We start from the raw sequence: 22,515 nt of genomic DNA, 5'->3' as shown, positions 1-22,515 counted from the left end.
GCGTAGGGGGAAGGGGGAAGGGGGAAGGGGGGAAGGGGGGAAGGGGGGAAGGGCCCGGATCAGCCGAGGATGCCGCGGTCGTAGCCGACGGCGACGGCCGCGGCCCGGTCCTTGACGCCCAGCTTGGCGAAGATGTGGGTGAGGTGGGTCTTCACGGTCGCCTCGCTGATGAACAGCTCGGCGGCGATCTCCCGGTTGGTGGTGCCCCGCGCCACCAGGACCAGCACCTCGCGCTCGCGGGCCGACAGGGCGGCCCCGGCGGGATCGGCGGCGGGGGTGCGGACCCGGGTCATCAGCCGGGAGGCGACGGCGGGCGACAGGACGCTGCGCCCGTCGGCGGCGGCCCGGACGGCCGCGAACAGTTCCTCGCGCGGGGCGTCCTTGAGGAGGTAGCCGGTCGCGCCCGCCTCGATCGCGGGCAGGGTGTCGGAGTCGGTGTCGTACGTGGTCAGCACCAGGACCTGGGAGCGCGCACCGCGCCGGGTCAGCTCCGCGATGGCCGCCACTCCCCCGCCGCCCGGCATCCGCAGGTCCATCAGGACGACGTCGGGGTCGAGGCTCTCGACGGCCGCGAGGGCGTCCACGCCGTTCGCCGCCTCGCCGAGGACCTCGAATCCGGGTGCGGCGGCGAACATGCCCCGCAGCCCGTCCCGGACGACCGGGTGGTCATCGACGACGACGAGGCTGATGGCGCGGGCGGTGGTCTCGGTCATGACGGCACCGTACGGGGGCCCACGGGTGTCTGACCAGGGGCCACCGCCGTGCGGTTCACGGGTGCCTGACCAGGGGGACTCTGGCCGACACCGCCGTGCCGCCGCCCGGTTCCGACTCCACCTCGACCGCGCCCGCGATGCGCTCCGCGCGGGCCCGCATACCGCCGAGGCCGAAGCCTCCGGTGCGGCCGGCCGGGGCGGCGGCCGCGGGGTCGAAGCCGCGCCCGTCGTCCCGTACGTCCAGGGTCAGTTCGTCGTCCATGAAGGACAGCGTCACCCCGACCCGGGTGGCCCCGGAGTGCCGCCCGGCGTTGGCGAGGGCCTCGCCCGCGATACGCAGCAGGGTGGCGGCGATCTCGTCGTGGACCGGTTCGACGGTGCCGGTGACGGTGAAGTCGGCCCGGACGCGGTGCTGTTCGGCCCAGCCGGCGACCGTCTTCTCCAGCGCCCCGGCCAGTTCGTCGTGCTCCAGGGCGACGGGGCCCAGGTCGCGCACGGAGCGGCGGGCCTCCCCGAGGCTGTGGCGGGCGAGCGCGGCGGCCCGCTCCAGATGGACGCGGGCGGTCTCCGGATCGCGGTCCGTGACGGAGGTGACGACCTGGAGCTGGGCGATGATCCCGGTGAGGCCCTGGGCGAGGGTGTCGTGGATCTCGGCGGCGAGCCGGCGCCGCTCGTCGTCGACCCCGGCCTCGCGGGCCTGGACGAGGAGTTGGGCGTGCAGGGCCGCGTTCTGGGCCAAGGCCTCCTCCAGCCGGAGGTTGGTGCGCTCCAGCTCGGCGATGGTCTCGACCTGGATCCGGGCCTTCTCCTCCTCCCGCATGCCGACATGCCAGAAGAAGAGGGCGAGGGAGACGTTGAGGACGTACAGCGCGCCGAAGGCGACCCAGTTCATCAGGGAGGCGGGCGGCAGGCCCCCGCTCTGCGAACCGGCCAGGGTGACGGCGGTGGCGAGCAGCCCGATCCGGACGACGCGCCTGGGCAGCAGGGGTTCGACGTCGAAGTAGCCGAGGGCCGCGTAGATGGCGAAGAACGGGTTGAGCCAGGTCAGGGCGAAGGCGAGGACGGTCCGGGCGCCGTAGTAGGCCGCCCCGGCCGGAGCACCCGGCGTGGTACGGAGGCGGGCCCGGCCCCACCAGAGCTGGAGCCCGTACGCGGAGGCGACCAGCGCCCCGGCCGTGTACATCTCGGCGCGGGTCATGAGCAGGCCCGCGGCGACGGACGAGACCAGGGTGGCGAGGGTGAGAACGGCGTAGGGCCCGTACCGGTAGAACTGCTCCCAGCGGTGCTCGACGGTGTGGGGCACCACCGTGACGTACGGGCGCGGGGCGCCGGGCGACTGCGTCATGCGCGCAGTCTCCCCCGGCCGCGCGGTGCCCGTCACTCCCGGTACGGGGGCCGCGCCCCGCATCTCCGTCACTGCCACCGGAAGAGCCGGCCGGCCGCGAGGCCCAGAGCCGCGGTCCACAGCGCGACGACCCCGAGGTACGCCCAGCTCGGCCAGTGGCCGGAGGCGGCCTGGTCCAGGGCCTGGGAGGCGGCGCCGAACGGGGTGATCTCCACGATGCGGCGCAGGGTGTCGGGCATCGCCTGGACGGGCACCCAGACTCCGGCGGTGAACATCATCGTGAGGTAGGCGACCGACCCGACCGCGGTGGCCGCCTTCGTCGTACGGGACAGGGCGCAGATCGTCGCGCCCAGGGCGAGCACGGCGGCGATCGCGAGCAGCAGCGCCAGCGCGTACCCCGGCAGTTGTCCGGGCAGCGCGACTCCGTAGCCGAGGCGGCCGACGGCGACGACCAGGAGCGACGAGCCGAGGGCGGCGGCGCCGTGCAGGGTGATCTGGGCGGTGAGCAGGGCCGAGGGCCGCACCGGGGTGGTGGACATGCGGCGCAGGATGCCGCGCTCACGGTAGGCGGTGAGAACCGGCGGCATCGCCTGGAGTCCGGCCATGATCATGGCGAGCAGGACCGAGACGGGGACGTAGAGGTCGATGACCCGGCGTCCGCCGAGGGTGTCGTCGGGCTCCTTGAAGGCCGGGACGAAGCCGAGGATCACCAGGAGGACGGTCGGGAAGGCGAGGATCCAGAAGAGGCTGCCCGGTTCGCGGAGGAAGAGCCGGGTCTCGGTGAGCAGTACGGCCGCCATGGGGCCCCGTCGGCGGGCGGGCGCGGAGGCGGCGGGCCGGGAGGCGTCGGGCGGGGAGGCGTAGGGTGCGGCGGCCGGGGCGGTGGTGGCGTCGGGGGTCATGTCAGGCGTCCTGTCCGGTGAGGTCGAGGAAGGCTTCGTCGAGGCTGGTCTCGGTGATCCGCAGCCGCTGGGCGGTGACGCCGAGTTCGGCGAGCAGGGAGACGAGCGGTGTGATGGTGTCGTCCGTGGCGCCCAGGACGAGGACGCCGGCGGCGTCGGGCGGGGTCACCGAGGCGACCCCCGGAAGCGCGGCGAGCCGTTCGAGCTCGGGTCCGGTCGGGGTGCGGGAGGGGACGAAGGAGAGCACGGTGGAGCCGGTGGCCTGCCGGATCAGCCCGGCCGGGGTGTCCAGGGCGACGACCCTGCCCCGGTCGATGACGGCGATCCGGTCGCAGAGGCGCTGGGCCTCCTCCATGAAGTGGGTGACGAGCAGGACGGTCACCCCGCCGTCGCGGATCTCCTCGATGAGCTTCCAGGTGTCGCGGCGGGCTCGCGGGTCGAGGCCGGTGGTCAGCTCGTCGAGCACGACGACCCTCGGGTTGCCGATCAGGGCGAGGGCGATGAACAGGCGCTGCTTCTGGCCTCCGGAGAGCTTGGCGAAGCGGGTGGTGAGCCGGTCCGTCAGGCCGAGCCGGTCCGCGAGCGGCCGCCAGTCGGCGGGGGCCGGGTAGAAGGCGGTGTAGAGCTCCAGCGCCTCCCGTACGGTCAGTTTGGCCTGGAGCTCGCTCTCCTGGAGCTGGGCGCCGAGCAGCCGCGTCACCCGGTCGTGGTCGGCGACGGGGTCGAGCCCGGCGACCCTGATGGTGCCCGCGTCGGGGATGCGCAGGCCCTCCACGCATTCGACGGTGGTGGTCTTGCCCGCGCCGTTGGGGCCGAGGATGCCGAAGATCTCCCCCTCGTCGACGGAGAAGGAGACGCCGTCGACCACGTCACGGCCCGCGTAGGCCTTGCGCACCCCGTTGACTTCGATGATTGCCATGCCCCCAGGGTTCCGGCGGGCGGGCGCGGGCGGTATCCGCCGTCACGCTCGACGGTGCGTCAACCGATCGGTTGACCCGGGGTACGACCGTCGCCGGTGGTGGGTCCGGCCCGGCGGAAATTGGCAGGACCGATGTCAGTGGTGAAACGTAAGGTCGCCCCTGATGCCCAAAAAGCCTGCAGAGCGCACGGACCGGTCCGCCGTGCGCTCCCTCCTGCGCCTGTGGCCCTATGTCCGACCCGTGCGGGTGCGCCTGTTCACGGCCGCCTTCGTGGCGATCCTGGCGTCCTGTCTGGGGCTGGTGATTCCCCTCGTCCTGAAGTGGATGGTGGACGGTCCCGTCGCCGACCGCGACCCGGGCGGGGTGTGGCTGGGGGCGCTGTACCTGCTGCTGCTGGGTATCGCGGAGGCGCTGCTGTTCGGGCTGCGGCGGTGGCTGGTGGCGCGACCGCTGGCCGGGGTCGAGGCGTCGATGCGGGCGGATCTCTACCGCCATCTGCAACGGCTGCCGGTCGCGTTCCACGACCGCTGGGCTTCGGGTCAGCTGCTGTCGCGCGGGACGACGGATCTGATGCTGCTGCGGATGTTCCTGGCGTTCCCGCTGACCTTCCTGGTCGTCAACGCGACCACGATCCTGGTCGGGTTCGTCCTCCTGTTCGCCCAGGACTGGACGCTCGGACTGGTGCTGCTGGCGCCCGCGGTGCCGCTGATGATCCTGTGCTCGCTGTTCGAGACGAAGTACTCGGTGGTCACGCGCCGGGCCCAGGACCAGGTCGGCGACCTCACCACGGTCGTCGAGGAGAGCGTGCTGGGCATCCGCGTCGTCAAGGGCTTCGGCCGGCACCGCAGCCAGGCGCAGGCGTTCCGGGCGCTGTCGCACCGGCTGCGCACCACGGAGCTGGGCAAGGCCCGGCTGCTCGCCGGGATCTGGGGGCTGATCACCGCCCTCCCGGAGCTGGCGATCGGCGCGGCGCTGGTGCTCGGCACGATCCAGGTGGCGGACGGCACGCTGTCCGCGGGCACGCTGGTGGCGTTCCTGTCCACGGCGCTCGCCCTGCGCTGGCCGGTGGAGTCGATCGGCTTCCTGCTGGCGATGAGCCAGGAGTCGGCGACCGCGACCGACCGGTATTTCGAGGTGATGGACGCGGCGGAGGAGCCCGGGGCGGCGCCGGTCCGCGAGGGCGCGCCGGACACCGCGCCGGGGATGGTGTTCGAGGGCGTCGAGTTCCGCTACCCGGACGCGGATCCGGGCTCGCCGCCGGTCCTCGCCGGGATCGATCTGCACATCCGGCCCGGTGAGACGCTGGCCCTCGTCGGGGGTACGGGGTCGGGCAAGACGACGCTCACCGCTCTGGTGCCCCGGCTGCACGAGGTGACCGGCGGTCGGATCACGCTGGACGGCGAGGACATCGCCACGATGGAGCGTTCGCGGCTGCGGGAGCTGGTCTCGGTGGCGTTCGAGGAGCCGACGCTGTTCTCCGCGACGGTCGGCGAGAACGTGACGATGGGCGCGGCGGACGCCGACGAGAAGCAGGTGCGCCGGGCGCTGTCGGTCGCCCAGGCCGATTTCGTCCACGAGCTGCCCCAGGGGCTGGACACCGAGGTCGGCGAGCAGGGCCTGAGCCTGTCCGGCGGCCAGCGCCAGCGCCTCGCGCTGGCCCGAGCCGTGGTCGGGGAGCCGCGCTTCCTGGTGCTGGACGACCCGCTCTCCGCGCTGGACGTGCACACGGAGACGCTGGTGGAGGCCGCGCTGCGGCAGGTCCTGGAGCGGACGACCGCGGTGGTCGTGGCGCACCGCCCCTCCACCGTGATGCTGGCCGACCGGGTGGCGTTGCTGTCCGGGGGGCGGATCGCCGCGGTCGGCACCCATCAGGAGCTGCTGCGCGACAACGCGGAGTACGCCTGGCTGATGTCCGGCGCCGGTGACGAGCCCGCCGCACGGCCTCCCGCCGCACCGGTGGACAAGCCCGCCTCACGGGTGGACGAGCCCGCCGCACAGCGCCCCGCCACTTCGGTGAGCGCCCCCGCCCAGCAGGTCCCCGCCGAGGAGGGCAGTGCCCGATGACCACGACCACCGACGACGCGTCGCTCCCGGCCGCCGATGACGACGGCACGCCGAGGAGCCGGGTCGCGCCCGCACGCGGGCGCGTCGACGACCCGTTCGACCGGGACGACCTGCCCGCGCCGCCCGGGGCGACCAGGGCGCTGCTGTTCTCGCTGCTGGCCCCGATGCGCGGCCGGGTCGCGGTGTCGGCCCTGCTCCTGCTGGTCCAGCAGGTCGCGATGCAGGCGGGCCCGCTGCTGGTGGCGTACGCGATCGACAGCGGGGTTCCGGCGTTCCGTGACCACGACTACGGGCCGCTGGTCGCGGTCGCGATCGCCTACGCGCTCTGTTCCGTCGGCGCGGGTGTCCTCCAGTACGGCTTCGTCCGGGCCGCCGCGCGGATCAACCAGGACGTGCTGCTCGATCTGCGCGGCCGGATCTTCCGGCACGCGCAGGCGCTCAGCGTCGACTTCCACGAGCGCTACACCTCGGGCCGGCTGATCTCGCGCTCCACGACGGATGTGGAATCGTTGCGGGAGCTGCTGGGCGAGGGCCTCCAGGAACTGATCGGCGTGGTCCTGTCGTTCGTGTCGATCGCGTTGGTACTGCTCTGGCTGGACCTGGGGATCGGCTCGATCGCCACGCTCTCCTTCGTACCGCTGTATCTGCTGGTCCGCGTGTACCGGCGGCGGGCCTCCGTCGCGTTCACGGCGCGGTCGACGGCGATCGCGGCGGTGATCGTGAAGTTCGCGGAGACGATGAACGGCATCCGTCCGGTCCAGGCGTTCCGCCGCGAGCGGAGCAACGACACCGTCTTCACCGCGCTGAACACCCGCCACGAGCGGGCGAACGGCGACGCGATACTGGAGATGGCCCGTTATGTCATCGGTTCGCGGCTGATCGCGAACACGGCGGTGGCCGGAATGGTGCTGTGGGGCGCCTACCGGGTGGCGGACGGCACGCTGGCACTCGGCGTGCTGGCGGCGGCGGTGCTGTACATACGGCGGCTGTACGACCCGATCGACCGGCTGGGGATGTTCCTCAACTCCTACGAGTCGGCGGCGGCCTCGCTGACGAAGATCGCCGGCCTGCTGGCCCAGACCCCGAACGTCCCGGAGACCGACCGGCCGAAGGAACTGCCGCCGCGCTCGGGCGATCTCCCGGGCCGGGAGGTCACGTTCGACGGTGTGCGGTTCGCCTACCGTACGGGCGGCGAGGTGCTGCCCACCTTCGACCTGCACATCCCGGCGGGCCGGACGGTGGCGGTCGTCGGGTCGACGGGCGCGGGCAAGTCGACGCTGGCCCGGCTGCTGGCCCGCTTCTACGACCCGACCGAGGGCCGGGTCCTGCTGGACGGCACCGACCTGCGCGACCTGGACACCGCCGAGCTGCGACGGGGCGTGGTGATGGTGACGCAGGAGGCGTTCCTGTTCTCCGGGACGGTCGCGGAGAACATCGCGATCGGCCGCCCGGACGCCACCCGCGAGGAGATCGAGCACGCCGCGAAGGCGATCGGCGCGCACGATTTCATCACCGCCCTCCCGGACGGCTACGACACGGACGTACGCAAGCGGGGCGGGCGCATCTCGGCGGGCCAGCGGCAGTTGGTGGCGTTCGCCCGGGCCCTGCTGGCGAACCCGGCGGTGCTGATCCTGGACGAGGCGACCAGCTCCCTGGACGTCCCCGGCGAGCGGGCGGTGCAGCGGGCCATGGACACGGTGCTGCACGGCCGCACGGCGGTGGTGATCGCCCACCGGCTCTCCACGGTGGAGATCGCGGACCGGGTGCTGGTGATGGAGCACGGCCGGATCGTGGAGGACGGCGCACCCGCCGAACTGATCGGCGGGACGGGGCGGTTCGCGGGGCTGCACCGGACGTGGAAGGACAGCCTGGCCTGAGGGCGCTCCTCACTGCCGAAAGGCGCTGACGGCACATGCCCCTGTGAGGCGGGCTGTTGTCCGTGACACGGACCTTTCCGACGGCCGACGTGCCGGAACGGGGCACCCGACGCCCCGCCGTGGCCGCCGTGACCACCTGCCCGTCACCCGGTGCCGCGCCGGCCGGAAACCCGCCGTGAGCGGATCCGGCCAAAGATCACCTCGTTGGCCCTCCGCACGACACCTCCGTCCCGGTGTGCCAGTTGTGCCGCGCGTAACGACCCCTACGCGAAGGCAGGACTCACTCGGATGACCACCACCCGTACCGTCACCCGGGGCGCGATCACGGCCGCACTGGCCACCGCGCTCTCCATCGGCATCACCTCCACCGCCGTGGCCGTCCCCGCCGGACCGGACAGGGCCGGCGCCTCCCGGACGGCTGTCGCCCAGCAGCCGGGGGACGGATGGACCGGGGAGGGCGGGCTCTCCCTCGGCCCGGCCGACAACGAGCGGGTCGACGACTACATCGAAAAAGCCCGGCGGGCCGAGCGGGACATCAGCCCTCAGGTGCGGGCCGCGGCCTGGATCGCCGGCGCCGAGGTGATCGGCTTCGAGAACCGGCTGAAGTCCCCGGACTCACTCAAGCGGAAGGTCGCCACCTCGCTCAAGGAGCACCCCGGACAGAGCGCCGAGGCCGCGCTCGCCACGCTCAGTGACGCGGTCCGCTACACCCTCCAGTTGCGCGACGCCCCGTACACGGACGGCGTCACGACCGCCGCGCGGACGCTCTCCGCATGGGGCAACGACAGCACCAAGTGGTCCAACACCTGGGGCCGCTCCCAGGGGTACAAGGGGCTCAACACCGGCTGGCGCGCCCCCCGTTCGGGGCAGCTCTTCGAGGTCCAGTTCCACACCCCCGCCAGCAAGCAGGCCCAGGAAGCCACGCACAAGCTGTACGAGGAGCAGCGCCTCCCCGGCACCGGCCCGGAGCGGAAGAAGGAACTGCAGGAACAGCAGAACGCTCTCTTCGCCGCCGTTCCCGTCCCGGCGGGCGCGGACCGGCTGACCGCGCCTCTCCCGGCCCGGGTACCCGTACCGCTGGGGTAGCGGCACCACAGCGGCAGCACAGCGGCGCCACCGGCACGGCCCGGCGGCCGGCCTCGGCACGGCAGCTTCTCCGGGCACGTGCCGAGGCCGGCCCCGTGTGTCCGCACCACGACCGCCCCTGCGGACGGACGTGAGTCCGTGGACGGGGCAGGGGCAGGCCAGGCCCGTGAAGCTCACCCGGGCAGCAGCCGCACCGCCGCGTCCCGCAGCCGGGTGCGCTCCGTGCTCATGAAGCGGTGCAGGGTCCGCGAGGCGAGGGCGGTCCGCTGGGCGCTGCGGCGGCGTTCGCGGTCGTAGGCGTGCAGGGCCCCCGCGACGCCCGCAGGGCCGGGGGGTGCCACGGCGAGTGCGCGGGTCAGGGCGTCCGCGTCCAGGATCGCGGTGCAGGCCCCCTGGCCGAGGTTGGGCGTCATGGCGTGGGCCGCGTCGCCGACCAGGGCGACGGGTGCGGGCCGGTCGCCGGTGGAGACGCGGGAGGCAGGCCGGGTGCCGACGGCGACGAAGGCGGGCAGCGCCGGGTAGAGGTGGAGCATGTCGTAGCGGATCCAGGTGGCCGGGTCGGTGGCGTCCAGGACGCGCGGGACCGGGTCGTGCCAGCCCGCGAAGGAGGCGCGCAACTCCTCGGCGGTGGTGGCCTCGGGCACCGTGGCGTACCAGTTGGTGCGGCCCGGTTCGACCGGGGTCATCCCGAAGAAGCGGCCGCTGCCCCAGGTCTCGCCGTACACCGGGCTCTCGAAGTCGGCGGTGCCGATCCAGGCGACGGTGCCGATCCTGCGCGGGCCGCTGCGGTCGCCGAAACGGGCGGTGCGAACGGTGCTGCGGATGCCGTCGGCGCCGATCACCAGGTCCTGCCCGGCGGCGAGGGCGTCCACGTCGGTGACCCCTTCGCCGAGCTTCAGCGGGACGTCTCCGAAGGCCTCGATGGCGGCGACCAGGGCGTCGAGCAGGCGGAACCGGGAGATGAGGAGTTCAGGTCGGCCCGCCTTGCGTTCGATGCGCTCCAGCGGGAGGCGCGCGATCGACGTCCCGTCCGGGGTGCGGATGTGCGCGTCGCGGTAGGGCACGGCGTGGTCGCGCAGCGCGTCGCCCACGCCGAGCCGGTCGAGCGCGGACTGTGCGGTGGGGTGGATGCCGAAGGCCCCGCCGTACCGCTCCAGTTCGGCGCGCCGCTCCAGCACCGTGACCGTCCAGCCCGCGCGGCGAAGTCCGACCGCGGTCGCCAGACCGCCGATGCCCGCGCCGACCACGGTCGCCGTTCCTGTCATGTCGCGCTCCCGAGCTCGTTCGGACCGTACGGAGGAGCACCGCACGGAGAACTACCACATCTGTGGTACCACGGCTGGGGTAGCATCGGCAAGGACAGGCCGAGGACGCGGCAGCGGTACGGGAGTGAGGGAGCGCGCGTGAATCCGGACCGGCGGGACCGGCTGCGGGACGCGGCCGTCGAGGTGCTGGCCGGGGAAGGCGGGCGCGGGCTGACCCACCGGGCCGTGGACCGGGCGGCCGAGGTGCCGCCGGGCACCACCAAGAACTACTTCCCGACCCGGGACGCGGTGCTCCGCGCGGCGGCGGAACGATGCCTGGAGCAGTACCTCGCGCTCACCGGGCAGTTGGCGGCCGGCCCGGGACCGGCGGACCGCGAGGGCCTGGCGATCCTCTTCCGCTCCCTCCTGGAGAACGTCGCGGGGCCGGGCCGCTCCCGGCTGCTGGCGGTGCTGGAGCTCCAGGCCGAGGCGACCCGGCGCCCCTGGCTGTCCGGGATCCTCGACCCGATGGCGAGCGGGGATTTCGTGGGCATGGAGCTGGCCCAGCGCTCCGCCGGACTGCCCGTCACCCCGGAGCGCGCCGCCGTCGTCACCCTCGCGCTGCACGCGGCGATCCCGCATCTGCTGACGAACGGCCCGGCCACGCTCGCGGCGGCGGGGCTGGACGACGTGGACCGCTTCGTGCGCGACCTCCTGGACGCGGTGTACCCGCCGGGGGCCACCGCCTGAGCGCCTCGGCCGCCCCGCACCCCATCCTGACGGACCGGCGCATTCCGGTGCGCGAATCTGGCCAGAACCCGACGCTGTCTCATCAGGCGGTCGTCGCGGCCCTTCCCGCCCGCGACGCCACGGTGCGCGTCGCGTACGAAACCTGTGGCCACCCTGTGAATACCGGGCTCCACAACGCCCGGTAACACCGCGGCAATGATCGGTGAAACGTCCGCTTAACGAACATGACCTTTCCAGCAACGAACGAAAACCGGCCAACTTATTGACGCGGTCCTGACAGGTGCGGTCATTTGCTGACACTCTTCACCCCGTTCCGCGCACCGCCTGCACCGTCCGGACGGCCCGTCCAGCGCCGCCGGTACCCCCCTCGCAGAAGGAGTCCGCGTGAGATCCACGCCCAACCGCCGCGCCACCGCGACCGGCGCACTGATAGCCGCAGCGGCCCTCATAGCCGTCGCCGTCCCGTCCGGCGCCGCGACCGCCACCTCCGCTCCCGCCTCGGCCCCGCTCGGCGGCATCACCGTCGGCACGAAGGCCGACCCGGGCGCCCTGCCCGCCAAGCTCTCCCCCGCCCAGCGAGCCGAGCTGCTCAGCGAGGCGAACGCCACCAGGGCGGCCACCGCCAAGGAGCTCGGCCTCGGGTCGACGGAGAAGCTCGTGGTCCGCGATGTCGTCCAGGACCGCGACGGCACGACGCACACCCGCTACGAGCGCACCCTGAACGGGCTTCCCGTCCTCGGCGGCGATCTCGTGGTCATGGAGTCCGCGGCCGGGGCGACCGAGGGCGTCAGCAAGGCGTCGAAGGCGACCAGCGCGCAGCTGAAGGCCGTCGGCCTCACCGCCGACGTGGCCCCGGCAGCGGCCGAGCAGCAGGCGCTCGCCGCGGCGAAGGCCGAGGGCTCGAAGGCGAAGAAGGCCAGTGAGGCCCCGCGCAAGGTGGTGTGGCTGGGCAGCGGATCCCCGCAGCTCGCGTACGAGACCGTGGTCGGCGGACTCCAGCACGACGGCACCCCGAACGAGCTGCACGTCCTCACGGACGCCGCCTCCGGCGAGAAGCTCTACGAGTGGCAGGCCGTCCACAACGGCACGGGCAACACGCAGTACAACGGCCAGGTCACCCTGGGCACCGCGCCCTCGTACACCCTGACCGACACCACGCGCGGCAACCACAAGACGTACAACCTGAACCGGGGCAGCTCCGGCACCGGCACGCTGTTCTCCGGCCCGGACGACATCTGGGGCGACGGCACTCCGCAGAACGCCGAGACGGCCGGCGCGGACGCCCACTACGGCGCGGCCGAGACGTGGGACTACTACAAGAACGTGCACGGCCGCTCCGGCATCCGCGGTGACGGCGTCGGCGCGTACTCCCGCGTCCACTACGGCAACAACTACGTCAACGCGTTCTGGCAGGACAGCTGCTTCTGCATGACGTACGGCGACGGCAGCGGCAACGTCAAGCCGCTGACCTCCCTGGACGTGGCCGCCCACGAGATGACGCACGGCCTGACCTCGGTCACGGCCGGGCTGAACTACAGCGGCGAGTCCGGCGGCCTCAACGAGGCCACCTCCGACATCTTCGCCGCGGGTGTGGAGTTCTACTCCGACACGGCGCAGGACCCGGGCGACTACATGGTCGGCGAGAAGATCGACATCAACGGCGACGGCACCCCGCTGCGCTACATGGACAAGCCCTCCAAGGACGGCGCGTCCAAGGACTACTGGTACTCGGGCATCGGCAACGTCGACGTCCACTACTCCTCGGGCCCGGCGAACCACTGGTTCTACCTGCTCTCCGAGGGCAGCGGCGCCAAGACCGTCAACGGCGTCAACTACGACTCGCCGACCTCCGACGGGCTCCCGGTGACCGGCATCGGCCGGGACAAGGCCGCACAGATCTGGTTCAAGGCGCTCACCACCAAGTTCACCTCGACGACCAACTACGCGGCTGCCCGCACCGGCACGCTCGCGGTCGCCAGTGAGCTGTACGGGGCCACCAGCCCCGAGTACGCGGCCGTGGCGCACGCCTGGGCCGGCATCAACGTGGGCGCCCGCCCCGGCGGCGGCGACCCCGACCCGGGCGGCAAGGTGTTCGAGAACACCACCCCGGTGACCATCCCGGACGCCGGGGCGGCCGTCACCAGCTCGGTCACCGTCTCCGGTGTGACCGGCAACGCGCCGAGCACCCTCAAGGCGGACGTGAACATCACGCACACCTGGCGTGGTGACCTGGTCATCGACCTGGTGGCCCCGGACGGCACCGCGTACCGGCTGAAGAACCGCTCCTCCGGCGACTCCGCGGACAACGTGGTGGCGACCTACACGGTCAACGCCTCGTCCGAGGTGGCCAACGGGGTGTGGAAGCTGAAGGTCCAGGACGTCGCGCGCCAGGACACCGGGCGGATCAACAGCTTCAAGCTCACCTTCTGATCCCACCGGGCCCACCGCCCCCCGGGAAGCACAGGGACCCGGCACCGCACCGGTGCCGGGTCCCTCGGTTCCGCCGTGGCGCGCGCTCAGCGCAGCAGCACGCCCGCGCCCTCCCCCGTCGCCCCGGTCGGCAGCGCGACCAGGCCCAGTTCGGCGCTGCCGGCCAGCAACGGGTGGGCGGGCAGGACGCGCACGGTGTAGCCGTACGGTCCCGTCCGGTCCAGCGCGAGCGGACCCTCGTACAGCCAGCGGTCCTCCAGGTCCTGGCCGCCCGCCGGCTTCAGCGGGAACACCTGGGCGTCCGCGATGGCGTCGCCCGCATCGACCCGGCCCGCGACCACCTGGACCTCCACGTCGTCCGGGTCCAGGCCGCCGAGCGCGACCCGCACCCGCAGCGCCAGGGTGGCGCCGAGCTCCGCCGAGCCGCCCGCCGCGGTGCCGGTCACCGACTCCACATGGTCGACGGAGACCCCGCGCCAGGCCTCCCGGACCTTGGCCTTCCACCGGGCGAGATCTTGCGCGGCCCCGGGGTCCAGGGCCCGCCGGGACTGCGCGGCGGGGGTGTACAGGCGCTCCACGTACTCGCGCACCATCCGCCCCGCGAGCACCCGGGGTCCCAGATTGACCAGGGTGGAGCGGACCATCTCGATCCAGCGGTCGGGCAGGCCGCCGCTCCCCCGGTCGTAGAAGAGCGGGGCGACCCGGTCCTCGATCAGGGCGTACAGGGCGTTCGCCTCCAGCTCGTCGCGGCGGTCCTCGTCGGTCGCCGAGCCGTCGGCGGTGGGGATCTCCCAGCCGAAGTCCGGGTCGAACCACTCGTCCCACCAGCCGTCGCGCACGGACAGGTTGAGGCAGCCGTTCAGCGCCGCCTTCATCCCGCTCGTGCCGCACGCCTCCAGCGGGCGCAGCGGGTTGTTGAGCCAGACGTCGCAGCCCGGGTAGAGCTTCTGGGCCATGCCCATCCCGTAGTCCGGGAGGAAGACGATGCGGTGGCGGACCCCCGCGTCGTCCGCGAACCGCACCAGTTCCTGCACCAGCCGCTTGCCGCCGTCGTCGGCGGGATGGGCCTTGCCCGCGACGACGATCTGGATCGGGCGGGTCGGGTGCAGCAGCAGCGCCCGCAGCCGGTCGCGGTCGCGCAGCATCAGCGTGAGCCGCTTGTACGAGGGGACGCGCCGGGCGAAGCCGATCGTCAGGACGTCCGGGTCGAGGACACCGTCGATCCAGCCCAGTTCGGCGGTGCCCGCGCCGCGCCGGCGCCACGAGGCGTAGAGCCTGCGCCGGACCTCGGTGACCAATTGGCCGCGCAGCTCCCGGCGCAGGTCCCAGATCTCCTGGTCGCCGATGCCGCCCACCGCGTCCCAGCGGCGTGGGGTGCCACTCCGCGAGGCGGCCTCGTCGTCCACCGCGCCGCCCGCCAGCACCTGGTGGGCGCGGCCCTCGCCGACCTGGCTCGCACCGAGCCGGAACACCTCGGGGGCGACCCAGGTCGGTGCGTGGACCCCGTTGGTGACGGAGGTGATCGGCACCTCGGCCGGGTCGAAGCCCGGCCAGAGCCCGGAGAACATCTCCCGGCTGACGGCACCGTGCAGGGTGGAGACGCCGTTGGCGCGCTGGGCGAGCCTCAGGCCCATCACCGCCATGTTGAACAGCTCCGGCTCACCGCCGGGGTAGGTCTCGGTGCCGAGCCGCAGGATCTTCTCGACGCCCACGCCGGGCAACTCGCCGTCGTCACCGAAGTGGCGGGCGACGAGCCCCCGGTCGAAGCGGTCTATCCCGGCGGGCACCGGGGTGTGGGTGGTGAAGACGGTCCCGGCCCGGACCACTTCGAGGGCGGCGTCGAAGTCGAGCCCGGTGGGGATCAGTTCACGGATGCGCTCCAGGCCGAGGAAGCCGGCGTGGCCCTCGTTGGTGTGGAACACCTCCGGCTCCGGCGTGCCGGTCAGCCGGCACCAGGTGCGCACCGCGCGCACCCCGCCGATGCCGAGCAGCATCTCCTGGAGCAGGCGGTGATCGCTGCCGCCGCCGTACAGCCGGTCGGTGACGTCGCGTTCGCCCGGGGCGTTCTCCTCGACGTCGGAGTCGAGCAGGAGCAGCGGCACCCGGCCGACCCGGGCCAGCCAGATGCAGGCGTGCAGCGAGCGTCCGCCGGGCAGGGCGAGCACCACCCGGGCGGGGGCGCCGTCGGCCTCGCGGACCAGGTCGAGCGGGAGCTCGTTGGGGTCGAGGACGGGATAGTGCTCCTGCTGCCAGCCCTCGCGCGAGAGGGTCTGGCGGAAGTAGCCGTGCCGGTAGAGCAGGCCGACGCCGATGAGCGGGACGCCGAGGTCGCTGGCCGCCTTGAGGTGGTCGCCGGCCAGGATGCCGAGGCCGCCGCTGTACTGGGGCAGCGCCGCGGTGACGCCGAATTCGGGTGAGAAGTAGGCGACGGCGGAGGGGAGTTCCGCTCCGGCGGCCCGCCGCTCCTGGTACCAGCGGGGGCCGTCCAGATATGCGGCCAGATCGGCGGAGGCCTCGGCGAGGCGGCCGAGGTACTCCTCGTCCCCGGCCAGGTCGGTGAGCCGCCCGGCGGACAGCGAGCCGAGCAGGCGTACGGGGTCGGCGTCCGCGGGCCGCCAGCCCTCGGGGTCGGCGGACCGGAAGAGCTCACGGGTCTCGGTGTGCCACGACCAGCGCAGGTTGTGCGCGAGGTCGTGGAGAGGTCGGAGGGGTTCGGGGAGGACAGGACGCACGGTGAATCGACGAATGGCCTTCACGTACTCCACCTTTACAGGGGACTTGCGCATCCGGGCGGACGCACCACGGGTGCGTCCCTTCCGTCACCCCTGAAGGTAACGGCCGTCCGTGGCGGCCCGCCACGGCGCGCGGACGGCGCGCGAGGTCCCGGCACGGTCGGTGCGCACCTCGCCACAGGGGCACCTCCCGCCCCGCCCGCAATCCCCCGCCACTCCGCTTACCTGGGGGTTTGTCCGATTTCACCCCGTACACAGCCTTGTGGACCGCCCTGGCACAGGGAAGGCTGCCGTGTGGCGCCGCAGAGCGGGTATCCGGAACCCGTGGGGCGCTTCGGGCTCCCCCGAGGACTGTCCCGCAATTCCCGGCGGAGCCCTGGCGGTCGACTACGACCGAGCAGTTGACACAGCGTCGGATCTCCCACCCGCGGACGCGGGGAAGGCTTCCCCGGTACGCGGCACGACCCGGCCCGCCGACCTTCTCCGCGCTTCCAGAAACATGCACGAAACCCCCGCGACCCACCCATTCGAGTGCCATTCGAGTGAATGCGGACAGGAGCGGCCATGCCCACAGCCCGTCAGCGGACAGCTGAGCAGCTACAAAGGACTGATCCCCGTCTTCGCGGCACACGCGGTCGGTCCTCCGCGCCCGTGCCGTCCCCCGTGCACGCCGAGCTCCTCCAGCCCTCAGGTGATTCCATGATCGGTCGTATTCCCGTCCTGGACGTCCGTCCTCTCGTCGACTGCGGCAGACGGGCGGCGAAGGCCGTCACCGGTGAGACCTTCCAGGTCAGCGCCACCGTCTTCCGCGAAGGCCATGACGCGGTGGCCGCCAACGTCGTGCTGCGCGATCCGAGCGGACGGGTCGGGCCGTGGACCCCGATGAGCGAGCTGGCGCAGGGCACGGACCGGTGGGGGGCCGAGGTCACTCCGACCTCCGAGGGCCGTTGGACGTACACGGTGGAGGCCTGGAGCGATCCGGTCACCACCTGGCGGCACCACGCCGCGATCAAGGTCCCGGCGGGCATCGACACGGACCTGGTGCTGGCGGAGGGCGCGGCTCTGCTGGAGCGGGCCGCGGCGGGCGTCCCGAAGAAGCACGGCCGTGAGGCGGTGCTGGCCGCGGTGGACGCGCTGCGCGACACGGCCCACCCGCCGGCCGCCCGGCTGGCTGTCTCTTATACACATCTCTGATGGCGCGAGGGAGGCGTGTANGGTCTGCCTTGCCAGCCCGCTCAGAGATGTGTATAAGAGACAGGTGCTGGCCGCGGTGGACGCGCTGCGCGACACGGCCCACCCGCCGGCCGCCCGGCTGGCCGCCGCGCTGACCCCGGCCGCCGACGCGGTCCTGGCCCGGTATCCGCTGCGCGAACTGGTCACCCGCTCCAAGCCGCTGGCGGTGCGGGTGGAGCGCGAGCGGGCGCTGTTCGGGTCGTGGTACGAGCTGTTCCCGCGCTCGGAGGGCGCGAAGCGGGTGCCGGTGGACCCGGCGGACACCTCGCCGGACGTCGCGACCCGGCTGGTCAGCGGCACCTTCCGGACGGCCGCCGAGCGGCTGCCGGCGGTCGCCGCGATGGGGTTCGACGTGGTGTACCTGCCGCCGATCCATCCGATCGGGACGACGCACCGCAAGGGTCCGGACAACAGCCTGACGCCCGGGGAGCACGACCCGGGCGTGCCGTGGGCGATCGGTTCGCCGGACGGCGGGCACGACGCGGTCCACCCGGAGCTGGGGACGCTGGAGGACTTCGACCACTTCGTCTCGGTGGCCCGCAATCTGCGGATGGAGATCGCGCTGGACTTCGCGCTCCAGTGCTCGCCGGACCACCCGTGGGTCAAGGAGCACCCGGACTGGTTCCACCACCGCCCCGACGGTTCGATCGCGTACGCCGAGAACCCGCCGAAGAAGTACCAGGACATCTATCCGATCGCCTTCGACAAGGACATGCGCGGTCTGGTGGCGGAGACGGTGCGCGTCCTGCGCTTCTGGATGGACCGCGGGGTGCGGATCTTCCGGGTCGACAACCCGCACACCAAGCCGGTGGTCTTCTGGGAGAAGGTCATCGAGGAGATCAACGGCGCCGACCCCGACGTCATCTTCCTGGCGGAGGCGTTCACCCGCCCGGCGATGATGCACACCCTGGGCGCGGTCGGCTTCCAGCAGTCGTACACGTACTTCACCTGGCGCAACACCAAGCAGGAGCTGACCGAGTACGTCACGGAGCTGTCCGGCGAAGCCGCCTCCCACATGCGGCCGAACTTCTTCGTGAACACCCCCGACATCCTTCCCGGCTACCTCCAGGAGGGCGGCCGCCCGGCCTTCGAGGCGCGGGCGGTCCTGGCCGCGACACTCTCCCCGTCCTGGGGCGTGTACGCGGGATTCGAGCTGTGCGAGAACACCCCGGCCACGCCGGGGAGCGAGGAGTACCTGCACTCGGAGAAGTACGAACTGCGGCCGAGGGACTGGGAGTCGGCGGAACGCGAAGGCCGCACGCTGACCCCCCTGATCACCTCGCTGAACCGGATCCGCCGGCGTAACCCCGCTCTGCGGCAGCTGCGCGACGTCCACTTCCACCACACCGACAACGAAGCGCTGATCGCCTACAGCAAGCGCTCCGGAACGAACACCGTTCTGGTGGTCGTGAACCTCGACCCGCACCACACCCAGGAGGCCACGGTCTCGTTGGACATGGAGCGGCTCGGCCTCTCATGGCACGAGCGCGTACCGGTGCGCGACGAGCTCACCGGCGATACCTACCACTGGGGCAGGGCCTTCTATGTGCGCCTAGAGCCGGGCATCACGCCCGCGCACATCGCCGTCCTGCGACCGTCCCCGCCGACCGGAGGGTCACCCACACCATGATCGTCAATGAGCCTGTCCACGACACGTTCGAGGACACTCCCGCCAAGGACCGCGATCCCGACTGGTTCAAGCGTGCCGTCTTCTACGAGGTGCTCGTCCGGTCCTTCCAGGACTCCAACGGCGACGGAATCGGCGACCTCAAGGGCATCACCGCCAAGCTGGACTATCTCCAGTGGCTCGGCGTCGACTGCCTCTGGCTGCCGCCGTTCTTCAAGTCGCCGCTGCGCGACGGGGGCTACGACGTCTCCGACTACACCGCCGTCCTGCCGGAGTTCGGCGATCTCGCCGACTTCGTGGAGTTCGTGGACGCCTCGCACCAGCGGGGCATGCGCGTCATCATCGACTTCGTCATGAACCACACGAGCGATCAGCACGAGTGGTTCCAGCAGTCCCGCACCGACCCGGACGGGCCGTACGGCGACTACTACGTCTGGGCGGACGACGACAAGCAGTTCCAGGACGCCCGGATCATCTTCGTCGACACCGAGACGTCCAACTGGACCTTCGACCCGGTGCGCAAGCAGTACTACTGGCACCGCTTCTTCTCGCACCAGCCGGATCTCAACTACGAGAACCCGGCGGTGCAGGAGGAGATCCTCGCGGCCCTGCGCTTCTGGCTGGACCTGGGCATCGACGGCTTCCGGGTCGACGCGGTGCCCTACCTCTACCAGCGCGAGGGCACCAACTGCGAGAACCTCCCCGAGACCCACCACTTCCTCAAGCGGGTCCGCAAGGAGATCGACGCCAACTACCCGGACACCGTGCTCCTCGCCGAGGCCAACCAGTGGCCGGAGGACGTCGTCGACTACTTCGGCGACTACGAGCAGGGCGGGGACGAGTGCCACATGGCGTTCCACTTCCCCGTGATGCCGCGGATCTTCATGGCGGTGCGCCGCGAGAGCCGCTACCCGGTCTCCGAGATCCTGGCCAAGACCCCGGCGATCCCGAAGAACTGCCAGTGGGGCATCTTCCTGCGCAACCACGACGAGCTGACCCTCGAAATGGTCACGGACGAAGAGCGCGACTACATGTACGCGGAGTACGCCAAGGACCCGCGGATGCGCGCCAACATCGGCATCCGGCGGCGCCTGGCCCCGCTGCTGGACAACGACCGCAACCAGATCGAGCTGTTCACCGCCCTGCTGCTGTCGCTGCCCGGCTCCCCGATCCTCTACTACGGGGACGAGATCGGGATGGGCGACAACATCTGGCTGGGTGACCGGGACGCGGTGCGCACCCCGATGCAGTGGACGCCCGACCGCAACGCCGGGTTCTCCTCCAGTGATCCGGGGCGGCTCTACCTCCCCACGATCATGGACCCGGTCTACGGCTACCAGGTCACCAACGTCGAGGCGTCGATGGCCTCGCCGTCCTCGCTGCTGCACTGGACCCGCCGGATGATCGAGATCCGGAAGCAGAATCCGGCCTTCGGCCTCGGTCAGTACACCGAACTGCCCTCCTCCAACCCGGCGGTGCTGGCCTTCACCCGCGAGTACAAGGACGATCTCGTCCTGTGCGTGCACAACTTCTCGCGGTTCGCCCAGCCGACGGAACTGGACCTGCGATCGTTCAACGGACGTCATCCGGTGGAACTGATCGGCGGGGTACGCTTCCCGGCCATCGGCCAGTGGCCCTACCTGCTGACCCTTGCGGGACACGGCTTCTACTGGTTCCGGCTGCGCAAGGACGCGCCGCCGGCCTGATGCCGGTCCCGCCCCGTGCGGGACGGTTTCCACCGTCCCGCACGGGGCACCCTGACGCCATGGAAAGGCCTTGGGCCTTGACCTCTCCGGCGCCTTCGGCCTTCACCGTTCCGCCGTTCGGGTCCGTAAGGACCCTCCTCTCCCGACACGTCCCGCACAGCCGGACAGCCATTGCCGCAATCCGGGACACTCTTCGCATCCTGTGGTGTGCCCGGGGAAAGGACGCGATGCCATGTCGGAGGCTGCATCCACTCACGTCGCCCTGGCGAAGAGCACGAGGAACAGCGCAACGCCCAGCAGCACGGCGGACGGGACCCTGCTCCCGTCCCTCGCCCCGCTGCTCCACGCCTGGCTGCCCCGGCAACGGTGGTTCGCCGGCAAGGGCCGGCCGGTCACCGGCTTCTCCCTGGTCTCGGCCACCGAGATGCTGCCGCTGGACGGCACGGCGGGCCCGGGGCTGCTGCACCTGCTGCTGCGGGTCGAACAGTCCTCGCAGCAGACCCGCCCGGCCGAGGACTGCTACCAGCTGCTCCTCGGTGCAAGAACGTCACTGCCGCCGTTCCTCGCGGGCGCCCTGATCGGCCGGGTGGAGCGGGGCCCGCTCGCCGGCCGGACCGTCTACGACGCGCTGCGCGACCCCCGGCTGGCCGATGTGCTGCTGGAACGCTTCCGCCGCCCCGGGAGCCTCGGCCCGTTGCGCTTCGAGCGGACCGCCGCGATCCCGGCCGGTCTCGCGCCCCGGGTACTGGACGCCGAACAGTCCAACTCCTCGCTCGTCTACGGGGACGCGTTCATCCTCAAGATCTTCCGGCGCGTCTTCCCGGGCACCAACCCGGACCTGGAACTGCCGCTCGCCCTCGGCGGCGAGGGGTGCGACCGGGTGCCGGCCCCGGTCGCCTGGTTCGAGGCGCCCGGCCCCGAGCCGCTCACCCTCGGCGTCCTCCAGCCGTTCCTGCACGGCGCGCGCGACGGCTGGCAGCTCGCGCTGGCGGCGCTCGCCGCGGGCCGCGACTTCCTGCCGGAGGCACGGGCGCTGGGCCGGGCCACCGCCGAGGTGCACACCGCGCTCGCCGCCGCGCTGCCGACCCCGGCGCTGCGAGGCACCCAGACCCGGCAGCTCGTCTCCCGGATGACCCAGCGTCTTGACGCCGCCGCCCAGGCGGTCCCGGCGCTCGTGCCGTACGTCCCCGGACTGCGCGCCGCGTTCGAGGCGGTGACGGACCTCGGGGTCCGGGGCAGCGGCTGGGCCCAGCAGCGGGTGCACGGCGACCTCCACCTCGGACAGACGCTGCGCGCCGCCGACGGCTTCTGGTCGCTGATCGACTTCGAGGGCGAACCGGCCCGCCCCCTGCCCGAGCGCCGCATGCCGGCGCCCCCGGTCCGCGACGTCGCGGGCATGCTGCGGTCCTTCGACTACGCGGCCCGCTCGCACCGCCCGTGGAACCCGGAGTGGGCGGCCCGCTGCCGTGCCGCCTACTGCGAGGGCTACGCGCAGGCCTCGGGCAGCGACCCGCGCGGCGAACCGGAACTGCTGCGCGCCCATGAGACCGACAAGGCCGTGTACGAGGTGCTGTACGAGGCCCGGCACCGCCCCGACTGGCTGCCGGTTCCGATGGCGGCCATCCAGCGGCTGGCCCAGTCGGCGGCGGCGTGAACCGAACCCTTCCCGCCCGCGTCACCGCCCTCTCCCCCGCCTTCCCCTCCACCCCCGCTCCTCCCTCTTCCCTCTCGCGTTCTCCCCTTCACCCTTCGAGGAGGCAGTCCCCGTGACCGCCCGCAAGCCGTCCCGCAAGGCATCCCGCAAGACCGCCGAAGTCCCCGTCGAGGTCTCGGCCGAGGCCCCCGTCGAAGCCGCGGCCGAAGCCGAAGCCGCCGTCGACGTGGCG

At 72.3% G+C, this 22,515-nt stretch carries 13 protein-coding genes and 1 pseudogene; 8 read left to right on the top strand and 6 right to left on the bottom strand.

Annotation, left to right across the window (positions count from 1 at the left end):
* Window positions 1-59: 59 nt before the first annotated feature.
* The 4 genes from CR470_RS21375 to CR470_RS21360 form a co-directional block, all read right to left on the bottom strand.
* On the bottom strand, window positions 60-713 hold the full coding sequence (locus tag CR470_RS21375) for a response regulator (protein ID WP_097869160.1): 654 nt from the start codon (window positions 711-713) through the stop codon (window positions 60-62).
* Window positions 714-768: 55 nt separating this feature from the next.
* On the bottom strand, window positions 769-2,058 hold the full coding sequence (locus CR470_RS21370) for a sensor histidine kinase (RefSeq protein WP_097869159.1): 1,290 nt from the start codon (window positions 2,056-2,058) through the stop codon (window positions 769-771).
* 68 nt (window positions 2,059-2,126) lie between these two features.
* Window positions 2,127-2,960, bottom strand: coding sequence for an ABC transporter permease (locus CR470_RS21365; RefSeq protein WP_097869158.1), 834 nt, complete (start codon window positions 2,958-2,960; stop codon window positions 2,127-2,129).
* A gap of 1 nt (window position 2,961) precedes the next feature.
* Window positions 2,962-3,879, bottom strand: coding sequence for an ABC transporter ATP-binding protein (locus CR470_RS21360; RefSeq protein ID WP_097869157.1), 918 nt, complete (start codon window positions 3,877-3,879; stop codon window positions 2,962-2,964).
* Window positions 3,880-4,042: 163 nt separating this feature from the next.
* Here CR470_RS21360 and CR470_RS21355 point away from each other — a divergent pair, with 163 nt between their 5' ends.
* From CR470_RS21355 to CR470_RS21345, 3 genes are all read left to right on the top strand, one after another.
* Window positions 4,043-5,944, top strand: coding sequence for an ABC transporter ATP-binding protein (locus CR470_RS21355; protein WP_097869156.1), 1,902 nt, complete (start codon window positions 4,043-4,045; stop codon window positions 5,942-5,944).
* Window positions 5,941-7,821, top strand: coding sequence for an ABC transporter ATP-binding protein (locus CR470_RS21350; RefSeq protein ID WP_097869155.1), 1,881 nt, complete (start codon window positions 5,941-5,943; stop codon window positions 7,819-7,821). The genes CR470_RS21355 and CR470_RS21350 overlap by 4 nt, the downstream gene beginning before the upstream one ends.
* 288 nt (window positions 7,822-8,109) lie before the next feature.
* Entirely contained in the window at window positions 8,110-8,907 is a 798-nt protein-coding gene (locus CR470_RS21345) for an ATP nucleotide 3'-pyrophosphokinase (RefSeq protein WP_097869154.1), read from the top strand.
* A gap of 173 nt (window positions 8,908-9,080) precedes the next feature.
* On the opposite strand, the gene CR470_RS21340 is transcribed toward CR470_RS21345, so the two are convergent.
* Window positions 9,081-10,172: an FAD-dependent oxidoreductase gene (locus CR470_RS21340; protein WP_097869153.1), complete on the bottom strand. Its 1,092-nt coding sequence runs from the start codon at window positions 10,170-10,172 to the stop codon at window positions 9,081-9,083.
* A 138-nt stretch (window positions 10,173-10,310) separates the two neighbouring features.
* On the opposite strand from CR470_RS21340, the gene CR470_RS39665 reads away from it, so the two are divergent.
* Window positions 10,311-10,901, top strand: coding sequence for a TetR/AcrR family transcriptional regulator (locus tag CR470_RS39665; protein WP_097869152.1), 591 nt, complete (start codon window positions 10,311-10,313; stop codon window positions 10,899-10,901).
* A gap of 384 nt (window positions 10,902-11,285) precedes the next feature.
* Window positions 11,286-13,331 carry a M4 family metallopeptidase gene (locus CR470_RS21330; RefSeq protein ID WP_097869151.1) on the top strand — a complete coding sequence of 682 codons (2,046 nt, stop codon included), beginning with the start codon at window positions 11,286-11,288 and terminating at the stop codon, window positions 13,329-13,331.
* An 86-nt stretch (window positions 13,332-13,417) separates the two neighbouring features.
* Here CR470_RS21330 and glgP read toward each other — a convergent pair whose 3' ends face one another.
* Window positions 13,418-16,087: an alpha-glucan family phosphorylase gene (glgP, locus tag CR470_RS21325; RefSeq protein ID WP_097869161.1), complete on the bottom strand. Its 2,670-nt coding sequence runs from the start codon at window positions 16,085-16,087 to the stop codon at window positions 13,418-13,420.
* Between the two features lie 675 nt (window positions 16,088-16,762).
* On the opposite strand from glgP, the pseudogene CR470_RS21320 reads away from it, so the two are divergent.
* The 3 genes and pseudogenes from CR470_RS21320 (at window position 16,763) to CR470_RS21310 (ending at window position 22,283) form a co-directional block, all read left to right on the top strand.
* Window positions 16,763-18,926, top strand: a pseudogene (locus tag CR470_RS21320) (alpha-1,4-glucan--maltose-1-phosphate maltosyltransferase).
* Complete coding sequence (gene treS / locus CR470_RS21315; protein ID WP_097869150.1) at window positions 18,923-20,629, top strand: maltose alpha-D-glucosyltransferase; 1,707 nt, start codon at window positions 18,923-18,925, stop codon at window positions 20,627-20,629. Before CR470_RS21320 ends, treS begins: the two are co-directional and overlap by 4 nt.
* 232 nt (window positions 20,630-20,861) lie before the next feature.
* Entirely contained in the window at window positions 20,862-22,283 is a 1,422-nt protein-coding gene (locus tag CR470_RS21310) for a maltokinase N-terminal cap-like domain-containing protein (protein ID WP_097869149.1), read from the top strand.
* Window positions 22,284-22,515: the final 232 nt, after the last annotated feature.

The organism is Streptomyces sp. rh34, from assembly GCF_002551245.1.
Classification (GTDB): domain Bacteria; phylum Actinomycetota; class Actinomycetes; order Streptomycetales; family Streptomycetaceae; genus Streptomyces.
This window is presented reverse-complemented; position numbering and strand designations above follow the sequence as displayed.